Source organism: Pseudomonas sp. stari2, assembly GCF_040760005.1.
In the GTDB taxonomy this organism is placed as follows: domain Bacteria; phylum Pseudomonadota; class Gammaproteobacteria; order Pseudomonadales; family Pseudomonadaceae; genus Aquipseudomonas.
The window spans coordinates 676,509-692,735 of sequence record NZ_CP099760.1; the positions used below are offsets into that span (position 1 = coordinate 676,509).

Annotated in this window: 17 protein-coding genes; all 17 read right to left on the bottom strand. The window is 63.5% G+C overall.

What is annotated here, in order from left to right:
* Positions 1-8 precede the first annotated feature (8 nt).
* The 17 genes from NH234_RS03030 to NH234_RS03110 are packed head-to-tail and all read right to left on the bottom strand — an operon-like array spanning position 9 to position 16,222.
* Positions 9-1,244 (bottom strand): beta-ketoacyl-ACP synthase, encoded by a 1,236-nt coding sequence (locus NH234_RS03030; RefSeq protein WP_085732581.1) that lies wholly within the window; start codon positions 1,242-1,244, stop codon positions 9-11.
* Complete coding sequence (gene fabG, locus NH234_RS03035; RefSeq protein ID WP_085732582.1) at positions 1,244-1,972, bottom strand: 3-oxoacyl-ACP reductase FabG; 729 nt, start codon at positions 1,970-1,972, stop codon at positions 1,244-1,246. Before fabG ends, NH234_RS03030 begins: the two co-directional genes overlap by 1 nt.
* Entirely contained in the window at positions 1,965-2,429 is a 465-nt protein-coding gene (locus NH234_RS03040; RefSeq protein WP_367255595.1) for a hotdog family protein, read from the bottom strand. Before NH234_RS03040 ends, fabG begins: the two co-directional genes overlap by 8 nt.
* The gene (locus NH234_RS03045) at positions 2,426-3,622 is read right to left on the bottom strand and encodes a beta-ketoacyl-[acyl-carrier-protein] synthase family protein (RefSeq protein ID WP_367255596.1); all 1,197 of its coding nucleotides are present in this window, start codon (positions 3,620-3,622) and stop codon (positions 2,426-2,428) included. The genes NH234_RS03040 and NH234_RS03045 overlap by 4 nt, the downstream gene beginning before the upstream one ends.
* Positions 3,619-4,101, bottom strand: coding sequence for a hypothetical protein (locus tag NH234_RS03050; RefSeq protein WP_085732585.1), 483 nt, complete (start codon positions 4,099-4,101; stop codon positions 3,619-3,621). Before NH234_RS03050 ends, NH234_RS03045 begins: the two co-directional genes overlap by 4 nt.
* Positions 4,101-4,826, bottom strand: a complete 726-nt coding sequence (locus NH234_RS03055) for a class I SAM-dependent methyltransferase (protein ID WP_085732586.1) — start codon at positions 4,824-4,826, stop codon at positions 4,101-4,103. Before NH234_RS03055 ends, NH234_RS03050 begins: the two co-directional genes overlap by 1 nt.
* Complete coding sequence (locus NH234_RS03060) at positions 4,823-6,070, bottom strand: NAD(P)/FAD-dependent oxidoreductase (protein WP_367255597.1); 1,248 nt, start codon at positions 6,068-6,070, stop codon at positions 4,823-4,825. The genes NH234_RS03055 and NH234_RS03060 overlap by 4 nt, the downstream gene beginning before the upstream one ends.
* Entirely contained in the window at positions 6,057-7,217 is a 1,161-nt protein-coding gene (locus NH234_RS03065) for a sodium:proton antiporter (RefSeq protein ID WP_367255598.1), read from the bottom strand. Before NH234_RS03065 ends, NH234_RS03060 begins: the two co-directional genes overlap by 14 nt.
* Positions 7,214-9,553 carry an MMPL family transporter gene (locus tag NH234_RS03070; RefSeq protein ID WP_367255599.1) on the bottom strand — a complete coding sequence of 780 codons (2,340 nt, stop codon included), beginning with the start codon at positions 9,551-9,553 and terminating at the stop codon, positions 7,214-7,216. Before NH234_RS03070 ends, NH234_RS03065 begins: the two co-directional genes overlap by 4 nt.
* Positions 9,537-10,139: an outer membrane lipoprotein carrier protein LolA gene (locus NH234_RS03075; protein WP_367255600.1), complete on the bottom strand. Its 603-nt coding sequence runs from the start codon at positions 10,137-10,139 to the stop codon at positions 9,537-9,539. Before NH234_RS03075 ends, NH234_RS03070 begins: the two co-directional genes overlap by 17 nt.
* A complete protein-coding gene (locus NH234_RS03080) occupies positions 10,136-10,561 on the bottom strand; it encodes a thioesterase family protein (protein WP_011332100.1) in 426 nt (141 codons plus the stop codon). The genes NH234_RS03075 and NH234_RS03080 overlap by 4 nt, the downstream gene beginning before the upstream one ends.
* Positions 10,554-12,098 (bottom strand): histidine ammonia-lyase, encoded by a 1,545-nt coding sequence (gene hutH / locus NH234_RS03085; protein ID WP_367255601.1) that lies wholly within the window; start codon positions 12,096-12,098, stop codon positions 10,554-10,556. Before hutH ends, NH234_RS03080 begins: the two co-directional genes overlap by 8 nt.
* The gene (locus NH234_RS03090) at positions 12,079-13,026 is read right to left on the bottom strand and encodes a glycosyl transferase (RefSeq protein ID WP_367255602.1); all 948 of its coding nucleotides are present in this window, start codon (positions 13,024-13,026) and stop codon (positions 12,079-12,081) included. The genes hutH and NH234_RS03090 overlap by 20 nt, the downstream gene beginning before the upstream one ends.
* Positions 13,023-13,757 (bottom strand): glycosyltransferase family 2 protein, encoded by a 735-nt coding sequence (locus NH234_RS03095; protein ID WP_367255603.1) that lies wholly within the window; start codon positions 13,755-13,757, stop codon positions 13,023-13,025. The genes NH234_RS03090 and NH234_RS03095 overlap by 4 nt, the downstream gene beginning before the upstream one ends.
* Positions 13,750-15,429, bottom strand: coding sequence for an AMP-binding protein (locus tag NH234_RS03100; protein ID WP_367255604.1), 1,680 nt, complete (start codon positions 15,427-15,429; stop codon positions 13,750-13,752). The genes NH234_RS03095 and NH234_RS03100 overlap by 8 nt, the downstream gene beginning before the upstream one ends.
* A complete protein-coding gene (locus tag NH234_RS03105; RefSeq protein WP_085732595.1) occupies positions 15,426-15,971 on the bottom strand; it encodes a hypothetical protein in 546 nt (181 codons plus the stop codon). Before NH234_RS03105 ends, NH234_RS03100 begins: the two co-directional genes overlap by 4 nt.
* The gene (locus NH234_RS03110) at positions 15,968-16,222 is read right to left on the bottom strand and encodes an acyl carrier protein (RefSeq protein ID WP_007909503.1); all 255 of its coding nucleotides are present in this window, start codon (positions 16,220-16,222) and stop codon (positions 15,968-15,970) included. Before NH234_RS03110 ends, NH234_RS03105 begins: the two co-directional genes overlap by 4 nt.
* Positions 16,223-16,227: the final 5 nt, after the last annotated feature.

A 16,227-nucleotide genomic window follows, 5' to 3' on the forward strand; every position in this document is an offset into this window, starting at 1 on the left:
GACCTGGATTAATTCGGTTGCGTCCAGCGGCGGAAAATCAGCGAGGTGTTGACCCCACCAAACGCGAAGTTGTTGTTCATCACGTAGTCGTGGTGCATCTGGCGGAATTCACCACGCAGGTAATCGAGCTTGCCGCAGTGCGGGTCGACCTCGTCGAGGTTGAACGTGTGCACGTACAGGTCACGGTTGAGCATTTCGATGCTGAACCATGATTCCAGTGCGCCACAGGCACCCAGGGTGTGGCCGAGGAAGCTTTTCTGCGAGCTGATCGGCATGTGTTCACCGAACAGGCTGCTGGTAGCCAGAGTCTCGGCGATATCGCCCTGCTCGGTGGCCGTGCCGTGACCGTTCACGTAACCGATGGCGTCAGGCGTGAGGCCGGCGTCATCCAGTGCCAGCTCCATCGCACGGCGCATGGTGACTTGTTCCGGACGGGTGGTGTGCTGGCCGTCGGCGTTGCTGCCGAAGCCGACGACTTCGGCGTGAATATGCGCACCGCGAGCGAGGGCATGTTCGAGTTCTTCGAGCACCAGCATGCCGCCGCCTTCGCCGATCACCAGTCCGTCGCGGCCCTTGTCGTAGGGGCGTGGCGAGGTTTGCGGCGCATCGTTTTTCAGGCTGGTGGCGTACAGCGCGTCGAACACCATGGCCTCGGTCGGGCACAGTTCTTCGGCACCGCCGGCGAGCATCAGCGGCAAGCGACCGAACTTGATTGCCTCGTAGGCATAACCGATGCCCTGGCTGCCGCTGGTGCAGGCGCTGGAGGTCGGGATCAGGCGGCCGGTGAGGCCGAAGAAGATGCTGATGTTCGCCGCCGTGGTGTGCGGCATCATCCGCACGTAAGAGTTGGCGTTCAGGCCTTCGGCCACGGAATTCAGCAGCATGTTGCCGAACGCCTTGATCTCGTCGGTGCTGCCGGTGGACGAGCCGCAGGCCACGCCCATGCGTCCGTCCTTGATCGATTCGTCGCCGAGCAGGCCGGCATCGGCCAACGCTTTTTCGGCTGCGCCGACTGCCAGCCGCGAGACCCGACCCATGCTGCGCAATTGCTTGCGGGTCCAGTGCTCCGGCACCAGAAAATCATCGATCGGCCCGGCCAGTCGGGTGTTGAGTTCGCTGAAACGATCCCACTCGTCCATCCGGCGGATGCCGCTGCGGTTGGCCGCAAAGTTGCCGGCGATGGTGTCCCAGTCGCTGCCCAGCGAGGTGATGCCGGCCATGCCGGTGACGACAACGCGCTTCATCAGCACAAGCCTCCGTTGACCGCCAGGACCTGGCGGGTGATGTACGACGCTTCCGCCGACATCAGGAAATTCACCGCACCGGCCACCTCTTCAGGGGTGCCCATGCGTTGTGCCGGGATCATTTTCATCAGCTCTTCCACCGGCACGTTTTCGTCGAGCATGGCCGTGTCGATCAGGCCCGGCGCGACACAGTTGACTGTAATTTTGCGCTTGGCCAGTTCGATCGCCAACGCCTTTGCGGCGCCGATCACGCCAGCCTTGGAAGCGCTGTAGTTGACCTGGCCACGGTTGCCGATCAGTCCCGAGACCGAGGTGATGCAAACAATGCGACCGGCCGCGCGGCGGCGGATCATCGGCATCATCACCGGGTGCAGGACGTTGTAGAAACCGTCGAGGTTGGTACGCAATACGACGTCCCAATCGTCATCGCTCAAGGCCGGAAACGCGCCGTCGCGGGTCAGACCGGCGTTCAGCACTACGCCGTAATAGGCGCCGTGAGCTTCGACGTCGGCTTCGAGGATGGCCTTGCAGGTTTCGCGATCCGCCACGTCGAATTGCAGGATGCGCGCGGTGCGACCCAGCGCTTCGACTTCGGCTTTCACCGCTTGGGCTTCGGCCACGCCGCTGCGGCAATGCAGGACGATATCGTGGCCGGCCTGGGCCAGGCGCAGGGCGATGGCGCGGCCGATGCCACGGCTGGAGCCGGTGACCAGTACGGATTCAGTCATCGTTCGACTCCTTCAATTGTTCAAGATATTGCGCCGCGTGCGGCGGGCGGAACACGTTCAGCCGGGCGCTGGCTTCAATGCCGGGCGCATTGATGTGGCATTCGAACACGCCCATGCCGTTGTCATCTTCCAGCGAGCGGATGCCGTGGATGGTCAGTTCACAGCCGACCGGAAACGCCTCGACATTGCATTCAAACTTGCGGGTGCCAAGCAGAAAGCCCAACTCCACCGCATTGCCTTTCTGCCGGGCATGGCAACCAGCGAACGCGGCAACACTCTGCGCCATCAGCTCGACGCCGACCCACGCCGGCAGACTGCCGTCGGGTAGGTTGAACAGGCCGTCGGGTTTGACCGTCAGGGTGGTGTGGATCTGCTCGTCGTCGAAGCGGAGGATCCGATCGATCAGAATCATGTCGCCAGCGTGGGGCAGCAATTCGGCGAGCGGCCAGTCATTCATGGGGCGTCTCCGATAATCAGGCTGACGTTATTGCCACCGAAGGCAAACGAGTTGCTCATCAGGTAGCGGGGTGCAATGGACGCCAGGCGCTCGCTCGCGGTCACCCACTTCAGCGCTGGCAGGTCGGGATCGGCCTGGCCGTCCCAGACATGCGGCGGCAAGGCGTGGTCGGGGTTGTCGGCACTCAAACTCAACCAGCAGAACGCGGCTTCCAGCGCACCGGCAGCACCGAGGGTGTGGCCGGTCATCGGTTTGGTCGAGGAGCAAGCCACGCCCTGCGGGAACAGGGTGGAAACGGCCAGGCTTTCCATGGCGTCGTTGTGCTGGGTGGCGGTGCCGTGCAGGTTCAGATAACTGATTTGCGTGGTTTGCAGCTGCGCGCGACCCAGTGCCTGTTGCATGGCTTGCAACGCGCCACGGCCGGACGGTTCCGGTGCGGAAATATGGTGTGCATCGGAGCTGGCGCCGGCGCCCAGCAGGGCAATGGCCGGGCCGTCGCCGCGCTGTTTGCTCATGACGAACAGCACTGCCGCTTCGCCGATGTTGATTCCGTTTCGGTTAGCCGAGAACGGATTGCAGCGCTCGCCGGATACCGCTTCCAGCGACGAGAATCCGTTGAGGGTCAGCTTGCACAGGCTGTCGACTCCGCCGCACAACACCGCATCGCACAGCCCCAGATCCAACAGGCGCCGTGCGCTCATCAGGGCCCTGGCGCTGGAGGTGCATGCGGTGGAAATCACGTAGGTCGGGCCGCTCAGTTGCAGCCAGTCGGCAAGGAAAGTCGCCGGGGCGCCGAGTTCCTGTTGTCGGTAGTCGTAATCGTCCGGGAACTGTTGGTTGCGAATGTAATGCGCCAGACCCCGGCTGGCCTCGTCGATACCCGAGGTGCTGGTGCCAAGCACCACGCCAATTCGATCCGGGCCGTAGGCCTGAATGGCGGCGTCGATGTGGGTGCGAATCTGCAGCGCGGCTTCCAGCAGCAACTGATTGTTGCGGCTCTTGTGTGCCGCCAGCTGTGGCGGAATCGGTGCCAGATCACCGTGCACCGCGGCCACCGGCAACTCGCGATCCGGTACCCAGCCTGACTCGTGGCGCATGCCCGAGCAATCGCCGGCGAACAGTTTGCGTGCGATCTCTTGCTTGTCACGGCCCAGGGCGCAGATCACGCCGAGGGCGTTGAGGTAGGCGGTCATGGCGTCGATTCACCTAAGGGAGAAACCCGATACTGCGGGCCTTGGGGCAGGTTCAATTCGAAGCTCAACGGTTGTGCATAACGGATGTCCCAATGTGCCGGCAAGGTGCGTTGCCCGCCGTGTTGCTGCGCGGTGGGGTAGTTGCGCGACAGCTCGCCGGCAGGCGTCAGGGCGAACAACAGTGCTGCGAACAACTCCCGGGCCTCCGGATTCGGCGGCAGCAGGCCGTCAGCCTGCCAGCGTCCGTCGATCAGTTGCTGACGGGCCTGGGGGATGCCGAGCGGGTCCATCATCGACCAGCGAATGCCCGGGCCCTCGCGCTGGATCACCAGCAACCAGTCCTGACGCTGTTCGGCTTGCTGGCGCTCGATGTGCAATTGCAGCGGAAGGGGCAGCGTCGGGTTATCCACAGGCAACGGCGCCTGGCTGGCGCAAGCGCTCAGCAGCAAGGCGCAGGCGAGCATCAGAACACGCAACATCAGACGGCCTCTTCCAGCGGTTTGCGCGCCACGACATTGACCAGGGTTTCTTCACGCTGGCCAAACGGTTTCGGCTTGCGCAGGCCAAAACGTTCCAACAGACCAAAATCCTTTGAGCGGCTCCACCACAGGTACGGGTAGGAAACATTCCGCTCGCCGAACTCGAATCCCTGCTGGCGAATCATTTCCAGATACTGCGCCGCACTCTTTTGCACGTGCATCGGATGGCGGAACAGCCAACGGATGACCCACGTATCAATGTAAGCCTCGGTGGACTCGGCGAACAGCAGATAACCGCCCGGTTTGAGCACTCGGTAGAACTCGGCCAGGGCCTTTTCCTGTTCCACCAGATGATGAAAGGTCTGGTGACAGAACAGCAGATCGACGCTCGCATCCGGGACATTCAAAGTTGCGCAGTCGCTGCCGATCAGCTCGACGGCGAAGCCCTGGCGCGCGGCTTCGGCGGCGCTCAATTCCAGGCTGTGCGGGTCGGCATCGACGCCGATCAAACGCTGTGGGGCGAAGGTCTGGCGCAAGTGGCCGAAGGATTTGCCCTGACCGCATCCGGCATCCAGCAGCACCGGGTTGGCCGGCAGCGACTCGCTGAACAAGCCGCGCAAATCGTTGATCGCCACGCGCAATACATGGTGCTGCCAGGTGTGGCTGCGCAGGAACCAGAAGCCGAACCGGGTTTCCTCGACGTAGCTGTCGCTCAAGTAATTCATGTGTCGTCCTTTGCACAGAGTTCGGAAATCATCTTCAGCCGACGGCGCGCTTCGCTGACGAACGGGTTGCGTTCGTCCCAGGCGTAACCGGCGAGGATCGAGCAGATCATGCGACGGATGTCCGGGGAGGCCTGCTCATGGAAAATCACGTCCTGGAAAGTGCCGGCGTACCAGCCCTCGACGTAGGCGCGGAAGGTGTCGACGCCGCGTTTCAAGGGTTCGGCGAACTCGCTTTGCCAGTCCACGGTTTCGCCCTGCAACTGCCGGTGCAATACGCCGGCGGCCATGCTCGCCGAACGCATGGCGATGGTTACGCCGGAGGAGAACACCGGGTCGAGAAATTCCGCCGCGTTGCCCAGCAGCGCAAAGCCGGGGCCGTGCAGGGTTTTGACGTTGGCCGCGTAACCGCCAAGGGTGCGCGCCGGGGTATCCCAAACGGCGTTGTTCAATACCTTGGCCAGGCTTGGCGTTTCGGCGATGAACCCGCGCAGGCAAGCGTCGAGATCGGTATCGCGACCGTTGAAATGTTCAGCGGCAGCAACGACGCCGACCGAGCAGCGACCGTTGCTGAACGGGATCGTCCAGAACCAGATGTCGCGATGCTGCGGATGGGTTGTGACGAGGATTTTTTCGCGGTCGAAGGCCGGGTGGTCGATGTGATCTTCGACGTGGGTGAACACGGCCTGGCGCACCGGGAAATTCGATGGAGCCTCCAGGTCCAGCAAGCGAGACAGTACGCGGCCGTAGCCGCTGGCGTCGAGGACGAAACCGGCCTCGACACGGTACTCGCTGCCGTTTTCGCGACGCACATCGAGTTGCGGACGCGGACGCTCGAAGTCGACGCTGACAATGGCGTCGCCATAACGGATTTCCACACCTTGCAGCGCTGCTTGATCGGCCAGCAGTTTGTCGAAGTCGGCGCGTTGTACCTGGAAGGTGGTCGGTTTGCCGCCAGTGAATGTATCGCCGAAATCGAACGCGCTATAGCGCTCGCCCCACGCAAATGCGGCCCCGGTCTTGCGCTGGAATCCGGCGGCGTTCACGGCGTCGAGCATTCCCGCTTCTTCGACGAAATCCAGGCAATGACTGAGCAGGCTTTCGCCGATGGAAAACCGCGGAAAATGCTGGCGCTCGATGACCAGCACGTCGTGCCCCTTGCGCTTGAGCAACGCAGCGGCAATGGCGCCGGACGGGCCGGCGCCGATGATCACGACCTGACGGGATTCCGTTTCAACGATTGGCACGCGAGCTCCTGGGTACGGCAATAGGGTTCAGAGACGCACGGTGCAGGCCGATGAAGGCCGGCAGCAGCGTCGCAATCAGTCCCATCAGCATCAGCGCAAAGTACAACGCCGGGCTGATGAGCTGTTGTTGCAACAGCAAGTTGAGAAAGACGATTTCGCTCAAACCGCGAATGTTCAGCAGCACGCTCTCGCGCCAGCGGCTGGCGCCTTCGAACGACGCACCGGCCCAGCCGAGGCCCAGCCAGTTACCGAGCAGTTTGCTGGCGATCGGCAACAGCAGCAGTGCTGCCCATTGCACAGCGCCGAGGCTGGCGAGGGCGCTGTGCACATCGATCTGCACAATGCCAAAGGTGAGGATCAGCGGAATCGCGATCCAGGTCTGCAAACGATTCATCCAGCGTGCCGGCAACGGCAGCACCAGCGGCACTTTCAGCACGGCCATGCACAGCAAATAGCCGATGCCGAAAATCAGCGCATTGAGCTTGTAGTGTTCGGCCAGCACCAGCAGCACAAAGAAACCCAGGCTGTAAGTCAGCGGCCGGCGGATTGCGAACACCCGCAGCAGCAACGGTACGCAGGCCAGTCCCAGCGGCAGCAACAGGCTGCTCAGGTGCAGGCTGCCCTGGGCGAGGCCGAACAGGGTCCAGCAGGTCAGGTCGATCAGGATCGCAGTCTGTACCAGGCGCCGGGTCGCGGCGGGCGGATAGTCGATGTGGCGCAGGTATAGATACAGCACCGGGATCGCGGTGATCGCGAACACCAGACCGATCGCCAGCGAGTTGATCCATGGTTGCGCCGGCAGCAGCCAATACGCCGTTGCGAGTCCGCAGGCGAACGGCACGGCGAAACTCGGCACGGCGATTTTCACGCTCTGGCGGTCCAGACGCAGGTCGATTACGTCGCTGAGAATGTGCCCGAGCAACAGCGCAAAACTCAGGCTGTAGAGGTTTTTCAACCAGTCCGGTGCAATCAGGTCGGCACCACTGAGCTGCCAGCCCGGTTCGATCCAGAAATACATCAACAGCGGCAGGATGAAGCTGGCCAGCAGCAACTGGCTGACAATCGGAATCAACCCGAAATGTCGACCGACACGGGTGGCCACGGCGAACAGTGCCAGGGCCATGACCCAGAAGACTGCGACCATCATGTTGCCGGCTCCGCGACTGTTGCGGCATGGACATGACGCCCGGCCCACGGCGCCAGCATGAAGCTGAAGGCCAGCCCGAGGCTTACCGACAACCCGAAGTTGCTCACCGCCGGTGTACTCGACACCGCCAGCAGGCCGAATGACAGCCAGGTCGTCAGCGCCGCCAGCAAAGTGCCGAGCAGACTGACGGCTGCGCCGCCGACCTGCTCGCGCATCAGGATTGCGTAATCGACGCTGATCGCCGTCACCAGCAACAGACCGAACAGGCTGAACAGGGTCAGCGGCTGACCGAGCCAGCCGAGGCTGGCCAGACTGCACAGCGCGGCGAGCAGCGGCAGGGAAACGATGCGCAATGCACCGCCGAGACCGAACGGCAGAATCAGCACCAGCACGATCAGCACGCAGGAGGCGAGTTTCAGTTCGGCGGCGCTGATCTGGGTTTCGGCAAACACCCGGTTAAGGTCACCGAGGCGATCCACCAGCTCCACACCGGGCAGGTCCAGTGCCTGCACCCGCAGCAGCGCCGGGTTGTTCAGGCCTTGCAGGCTGACCATCGCCGCCACACCGCCCTCGACCGGGCCGAGCCACAAGGTGCGGTAGGGCTCGCCGAGCGGGCCGCTGAGCGCGGTGTCGATGTCTTCGGCGGGCAGGGACTGCAACTGTGTCAGTTCGGTTTGCAGGGCTGCGAGCGGTACGCCGACTTCAAGCAGCGGCTGCCAGAATTGCGGCAACTTGTTCAGCGCCTCGCGAACCTGCTGTTGCTGGCTCGGCGAGCTGACCAGTTGGTTGAGCGCCAGAAAACCCTGCAACTTGTCGAGGTTGACCAGTTGCTCCAGTCGCTCACTCAACGCGGCCTGACGTTCCAGCAGTTGCTCCTGATTTTCTGCGCGTACCAGGAAGAACTGGCTGGTCGGTTGATAGCCGGTGATGCGGGCGATGGCCTGCGCCTCGTCGGTCAGATGCTGCGGTGCGCCGACCCACTGGCGGATGTCGTTCTTGGTCTGTAGTTGCACCAGACCGCCGGCGCAGAAGGCGATCAGCAGGGCGAACAGAATCGGTGTGCGCACGTGTTCCAGCAGGGTTTTCCGAAGGTTGACCATGCGTTCGGCCAGCCGCAACGGCCATTGCGCCGGGCGTAATTCGACGTTGCTCAACAGCGCCGGCAGCAGGCACACCGCCGACAGGTAAGCGCCGAGCAGGCCAGCGGCGGAGAACACGGCAATTTGGGTCAGGGCAGGGAACGGCGTCCAGGCCAGCGCCAGATAACCGATGGCGCTGGTGATCAGGCTCAGGGTCAGGCCCGAGACGGTCAGGCGCAGCGCCGGCCAGCTGCGCCAGGGCTTGAGGCTCCAGCTCTTGGACAGATAGTGCAACGGGTAATCCACCGCGACACCGATCAGGCTCGAGCCGAGCACCAACGTCATGACATGCAGGTGCCCGAACAGCGCCACGCAGGCCACTGCCCCGAACAGCATGCCCACCAGCACCGGAATGAACGCCAGCAACACCCGCCAGCGGCGGAAGGCGAGCAACAGCAGCAACAGAATGCCGAGTGTCGCGCCGCCGCCGACCCAGGAAATTTCCCGGGTCGCTTGCTGTTGGCCGTTGGCCGCGTAGAGCAGTCCGCTGGCGGCCAGCAGTTGTACATCGGATTTCGCCGCTTGCTCGCGGCTGTGTTGCAGCAGCGCGGCGACTTGGAGCGGCAGGTTCATGTCGAAGGCGTTGCCGGTGGTACGTGCCCGCAGCAGCACCCAGCTCTTGCCGTCAGCATCGGCGATCAACGCGCCGCTGCCGATGTCCAGTTGCACCGCCCCGTGTTGCGGCTGGCTGTTCTGGATACGGCCAGTCAGGCCCAGCCAGTCGTCCTGGCTCGGCACCAGACTGAAACCGGTGAACGGATCGAACAGCGCCTGCACCCGTTGCTGGGTGAAGGCATCCGGGTGTTCGATCAGCAGTTGTCGATCATCCGCCGAGAGCATCGCCAGTCGCCCTTGCAACAGTTGCGTGCGCAGGGCGGGCAGATCGGCTTGCAGGTTCCACTGGACCTTTTCGAACAGTCCGCTGGCCTGCCATTGCTCGCCCAAAGTCTGGGCCATGGCGACGGCTTGCTGGCGATCCGTGTGACCGACCAGCACCAGCATTTCCCGGTTGAGCGGTTCCTGCATGCGTTGTTCGGCACGCTGCTCGATCGCGTCCGGGTGGGTGCCGGGCACCAGCTCCATCAGGTTCGCCGACAGCGGTGCGCCGTCGCGCCACTGCCAGGCGCCCAGTGCGACGACGGCCAGCAACAGGATCAGGAACAGCCAGGGCAGCCTGCGTTCACTCGGCAAAGTCATGTTGCTCCGCGTCGCTCAACGGTTGGCCGGCGGTGCTGTCCTGCATGCGCAGTACAGTGCTGTCGCCCTGGGTTTCCAGCAGTTCGATGGTGTTCACCAACGTGCCGCCGGTGATGTTGATCTGGTTGAAAACTTGCTTGAGCAGCACCGAACGCGGGGTCAGTGTCAGATGCCATTGCTGTGCATCGCCGCTCAGGGCCAGTTCGAAATCCCGTTGCAGACCGCTGCTGTCGCCTTGCAGCACGGCGAGGAACAGACGGTTCTGTTCGGCGCCGGCGCTCTTGCCGGGCAACAGTTGCCAACCGCTGACGTCACGACGGGCGATGCCTTTGCCGCTGATGCGGTAATCCTGTTGCAGCGGAGTTTTCAGCAGCCAGAGCAGGCCGTGGTTTTTCGCCAGCACGAAGCTGCCCTTGCTGATCAGCGGCTGGGGCAGGGCGCGCAGGTGCTTTTCCTGGATGAACTGGCCGTGGATCACGTCCGGTTTCGCCAGTTGATCGCTCAACTGTTGCAGGTCGAAGGCGTTGGCCAGCGACGACAGCGTCAACAGCGCCAGGGCCCCAAGGGATTTCACAAACACATTCATCGCAGCATCCTTTCCACGGCATCGGTGAAGACTTTCGGCGACGCCAGTTGCATCTCGCGGCTGCTCACCTCGACAGCGACCTGCACCGAGCTGGCGCGAGTCAGGCGCTCGCCGGTCTGGGCGTCGGTGATCAGGTAGTGAATCTTCAGGCGATTTTCCCATTCCACCAGGCTGGCGCGCACGTTCAGCCGCTGACCGAACACCGCGCCGCGCACGTAGCGCAATTGCAGGTCGATCACTGGCCAGGCGTAGCCCGAATCGACCATCTGGTTGTAGTTGTGGCCGATCTTGTCGAGCAGCGCGCAGCGCGCCACTTCCAGGTATTTCACGTAATGGCCGTGCCAGACGACGTGCATGGTGTCGACGTCAAAGAACGGCACGAGGATTTCCGTATCGGCGTGAAGCACTCCGGCGCTACGCATGCAGCCTCCAGTGTTGCTCGGCGATACGTTGCAGACACAGGCGCAGTTCGCCTTCCAGAGCACGGTCTTCGATCACCGGCGGGAAGTCTTTGGCCAGCTCTTCGTGCATCGCCGCCAGGGACGGCGGCAGTGGGCGCGCGTCTTCATCACGGCCACGCAGCCACACGCCCTGATTGGCCGCCAGCAGTGTGGCGGCGGCCACCTGTTCGGTCAGCTCCAGCACGCGAATGGCGTCGCGGGCGGCGATGGTGCCCATGCTCACCTTGTCCTGGTTATGGCATTCGGTGGAGCGCGAGAAGACGCTGGCCGGCATGGTGTTTTTCAGGGCTTCGGCAGTCCAGGCGCTGGCGCCGATCTGCACAGCCTTGAAACCGTGGTTGAGCATCGCCCGGTCGGCGCTGGCGCCGGACAGGTTGCTCGGCAAACCGTGGTTGTAACGCTCGTCCACCAGCAGCGCGAGTTGCCGGTCGAGCAGGTCGGCGACGTTGGCCACGAGGTTTTTCAGGCTGTCCATGGCGAACGCGATATGCCCGCCGTAGAAGTGCCCGCCGTGCAGCACGCGCTCGGCTTCCGCATCGATGATCGGGTTGTCGTTGGCGCTGTTGAGTTCGGTCTCAATGAACGAGCGCAGCCAGTTCAGGCTGTCGGCCAGCACGCCGAGCACGTGCGGTGCGCAACGCAGCGAGTAGCGATCTTGCAGGCGATGCAGCGGCGCGGTCGGTGCGTCGATCGCCAGATCCTTGCGCAGCCACGCGGCAACCTGCATCTGGCCCGGATGCGGCTTGGCGGCGAACAGGCGCTCGTCGAAGTGTTCCGGATTGCCTTGCAGCGCCACCACGTTCAGCGCGGTGATGCGGGTGGCCAGTTGCAGCAGGTAGTCGGCGCGGGCGTAAGCCAGGCAGGCGAGGCCGGTCATCACGGCGGTGCCGTTCATCAGTGCCAGCGCTTCTTTCGGGCGCAATACCAGCGGGGTCCAGCCCAGTTCGCGGTGTACGTCGGCGGACTGGCGGCGTTCGCCACGGAACATCACTTCACGCTCGCCGGACAGGGTCGCGGCAACGTAGGACAGCGGCGTCAGATCGCCGCTGGCGCCCACCGAACCCTCTTCGGGGATCAGCGGCAGGATGTCGTATTCGAGGAAGGCATGCAGGCGTTCCAGCAGTTCGATGCGCACTCCGGACACGCCGTGGCACAGCGACTGCAAACGCGCCGCCAGCACCGCGCGGGTGGCCTGGGCGTCGAGCAGTTTGCCCAGCCCGCAACCGTGGAAGGTGTACAAGTGCTGCGGCAGCGCTTCGACGTGATGCAGCGGCACCGCCACCACGCAGGAGTCGCCGTAACCGGTGGTCACGCCGTAGATCACGCCTTCCTTGTCCAGCAGCGAATCGAGGAACCGCGCACCTTTGGCGATGCGTTCGCGGTAGTCGGCGTCGCTCTGCAGCTGCACGGGCGCCTGACGGTTGGCCAGGGCCAGCACGTCTTCGATGCGCAAAGGGCGTTCGCCGAAGGTTACCGGCTCATGGGTTGGCGTCGTCATCGGTCTTCCAGAAAGGGTAAAAGTTGAACCATTGCTTGGGGGCTTCGAGGCAATAGTGACTCAGGCGTTCGGCGTAGCGGGTCGCCCACTGATGAATGACCTGTTCGCGGTCGCGGCGGGTCCAGGTCACGGCCTCGGTGAACGGCTCGAGGGTCAGGCGATAGTGTCCGTCAGGTTGCTTGAGGCACATCAGCAGATTGACCGGGCATTTCAGCAGGCCGGCCAGCAGCCACGGGCCTTGCGGGAATCTCGCCGGATGGCCGAGAAAGTCCACGGTCACGCTGCGCCCGCCATGCAGCGGCACGCGGTCGCCGGCAATCGCCAGCCATTCGCCGCGTTCCAGGCGTTCGTGCAGTTGCAGCATGATTACCGGGTCCAGCTCGCTGACCTGGATCAGTCGCAGATTGGTCGCACCGGCCTCGCCCAGCAGGCGATTGAATTGTTCGGCGTGCTTGGTGTGCACCAGCACATTCATGGTGACCTTTTCGCCGATCTCCGCCAGCGCCCGGCACACTTCGAGGTTGCCCAGGTGCGCGCCCACCAGCATTTGCCCGCGACTGCCACGCAACTGATTGCGCAGTAGCGCCGGGTCGATGATTTCGATCTGCTCGATGCGCAGCTTGCGGTTCCACACATCGAGCTTGTCGAGCAGCGAATCGGCGAACGCCATGAACTGGCCGAACACGCGCCACAGGCTCGGACGCAATTCGTGGCGGCCGCTCCAGTCGGCGAGGCGTTGCTGATACTGCCAGGCACTGCGCCGGGCTGTGCGGCCGAACAGGAAAAAGTACAGGACGATGCCGTACAACAACGGGCTCAGCAGGCGCCGGCCAAGGACCTTGGCGGCGAACGCGGTGAACTTCATCAGCAGGAAACTGCCGCGCTCTTCGCGGTCGGCCCAGTGCTTCTTGTCGGTTTCGACCGTCATGCGCGCCACCGTCGCCAGAGGATCACGGGCGAGCGCAGCAACATGCCGAAGAACAGGCGTGTGTGCATGCTCGAAATCAACAGGTTGTCGTGGAACATCCGAAAGTGCGAAACGCCATCCAGCGGGTAGTGCACACGGGTTTGCAACCAGCGCATCGGCTGGTTGCGCCAAGACAGGCGCACGAGAATGTCCGAGTCGAAATCCATGCGCTTGCCGATTCGCGCCGAGTCGATCAGCGCCAGGGTCGGTTCCAGCGGATAAACGCGTAATCCGCACATCGAATCGCGGATCTGCAGCGACAGGGTGTTGATCCACACCATCACGTGAGTCAGGTAACGGGCGTACAGGCGCCCCTTGGGCACGCTGGCGTCGTACAGCGGATAACCGCAGATCAGCGCACGCGGATGGGCGCGGGATTCTTCGATGAAGCGGCTGACGTCCTGCAAGTCGTGCTGACCGTCGGCATCGACCTGCAAGGCATGAGTGAAGCCCAGTCGCGCGGCTTCACGCAGTCCGGTCATCACCGCGCCGCCCTTGCCCTGATTGGTGGTGAGGCGTACCAGATACACCCGCTCGCGTTCGGCCAGAACATCCAGAACGGCTGCGCAGGATTTGCTGCTGGCGTCGTCCACCAGAATGCATGGCAAGCCTTGGGCGAGCAGGGCACCGATTACGGTGGCAATCGCGGTTTCGTGGTTGTAGACCGGGATGACTGCGCAAGGGTTATGCATCGTCTGTCCCCAACAGAATCCGCCCGCTGGAGCAGGTCGCGGTGTCGTTGCGGTAGGCGAAATACAGCTTGCCGCGTTCGGGGTCGAAACGCAGGTGCAGCTGGACTTCATCACCAGGGCGCACCAGTTGCTGGAACTTCAGCACTTCCATGCCGACGAACGCGCCGGACAGGTTCAACAGTTGGCGACCAAGGTTCAGCGCCCACTCGACCTGCACCACGCCAGGCAACACCGGGGCCTTGGGGAAGTGACCGCTGAAGTAGGCAAGGTCTGGAGGCACGCTCAGTTGCAGGCTCCATTCGCCCTCGGTTTCGGTCTGTTCCAGAACCTCTGGAGCCTTCGGGCGCGTTGCCAGCAGCAGCGCTTCGACGTCGGCCTGAGGCAACTTGCCCTGAGGGTTCAGCGGCAGTTGTCGCAGCAAGCGCCAGCGCCGGGGCAGGGCGAGGGCTTCGCAATGTTCGCCGAGGTGACGGCGCAGGGTTTCGGTGAGGCTGCGGCGGCCGTGTTCGCGCAAGGCAAACAGGCCTGATTCGCTGAGCACCAGCAAGGCGCCGAGAGACGCACGGTTTTCCTGAACCACACCGAGCCGCGCTTCGGCGACCCAGTCGTGGGCGACCAGGGCCTGTTCCAGCATCGGCAGGGAGATACGCTTTTCTTCCAGTTTGACGATCCGGTCCAGCCGCCCGAGCAGTTCGAAGCGACCATCGGCTTCGATGCGTGCGGCATCCGCCGTGTGTTCGACATGTCCGGCGGGCAGGTACGGTGACGCGATCAGCAGTGCGCCGTCGCCGTCCTGGCTCAGATCGACACCGGCGAACGGTTGCCACAGCTGTTGGCCCTGACGCCAGGCGATGCCGCCGGTCTCCGAGCTGCCGAGAATTTCCGTCGGCCACTGCTGCAAGCGCTGGTGCAGGCTCTGCGCGGCATCTGCCGGCAGCGCGCCGCCGGAGGAAAACACCCGGCGCACGGCGCTCAGGGCCGGCCAGTCGAGGTTGTCGCCCATGCGTTTGAGCAGCGCCGGGCTGGCCACCCAGGCGAAGGCCGGGTGTTCGCGGCTGGCGCGCTGCATGTCTTCGGGAAAGGCCAGTTGTTTGCGCAGGAATGGGCGCCCGGCACACAGTGGCCACAACACACGGAACAACAGGCCGTAAATGTGTTGGGTAGCGACGCTGCCGATGATGCAGGCCTCGCCGAGATCCGCGCCCCACAGTTGCTCCAGGGCTTGGACTTCGTTGGCCAGTTGTCGCAGGGATTTGTCGATGCGTTTGGGCTCGCCGCTGGAGCCGGAGGTGCACAGGCTCAGGCGGCACTGGTCGAGATCCAGTTCGGCACCCGTCAGTGCGGTGTGCTGCAAATCGCTCAGTTGCGTGTCGTCTGCGTGATCGGTCAGCCACAGGTCGACTTCTTGCGACCAGCGCTGGCGGGTCTGCGCTTGCAGATCCGAAGGCAGCAATACGCTGACGCCGGCACGCCAGGCACCGAGCAGGGTGACGGCCAGTGCTACGGCATCTTCCAGATGTACGGCGATTCGCTGCACACCTTTGGCTTGCAGGCCGGCCGCCAGGCTCAGGGCCTGTTCGCGAAGTTGTGCGTGATCGAGTGCCGGCGCGACGGTGACGGCGCGCTGCGGCAGATCCTTGAGCAACAGCTGCTCAAGTTTTATCCAGTTCATGGGTGACCTCTTACCCGTTGTCGTATCAGCCATTCAATGGCAAACATCAGGCCGATCAATCCGTAAGAGATCAGGCCGGTGTACAACATCCACCAGTGCAGCGGCGCCCAAAGGGTCAGCAGGGCCGCGCACAAGCCGTTACAGAAAAAGAACACGCTCCAGGCCACGGTGACCTGGCGGGTGTAGCGGATCGCTTCGGGCGGCAGTTGCGGCTCGCGAATTCGCGCCATACGCTCGACCATCGGCGGGCCATATTTCAGGCTCAGGCTGAACAGTATCAACATGAAGCCGCTGATCAGCACCGGGTACCAGCGCAGTAACAGAGGGCTGTCGAACAGCGCCAGCAGCAGGCAGAAAATGATCGCCACGCAAGCCATCCACAGGCTGCCGGGCTTGCGCTCGCCGGTCAGCGCGCGGGCCAGCCACAGGCTGCCCAGCAGCAGGCCGAACTGCCACGGCGCAAAGTGCTCCATGCCGAAATACACCGCAAAGGGATACAACAGGCCCGCCAGCAGCAGGCCGAGGCCGATCAATCGGCTCATGCGGCCGGTTGAACCAGACGGTAGACCGCCTCGACCACGTCGCCGACGGTGCGCACCGACTTGAATTCCTCGGCGGCGATTTTCTTGCCGGTCTGGCGCTTGATGTGGTCGATCAGGTCGACGGCGTCGATGCTGTCGATTTCCAGATCCTGATACAGGTTCGATTCCAGGCTCACACGGGCCGGGTCCAGTTCGAACAGCTCGACCAGGGCATCGCGCAGGGTGTTGAAGATGTCGTCACGAGTTTGCATGGTCC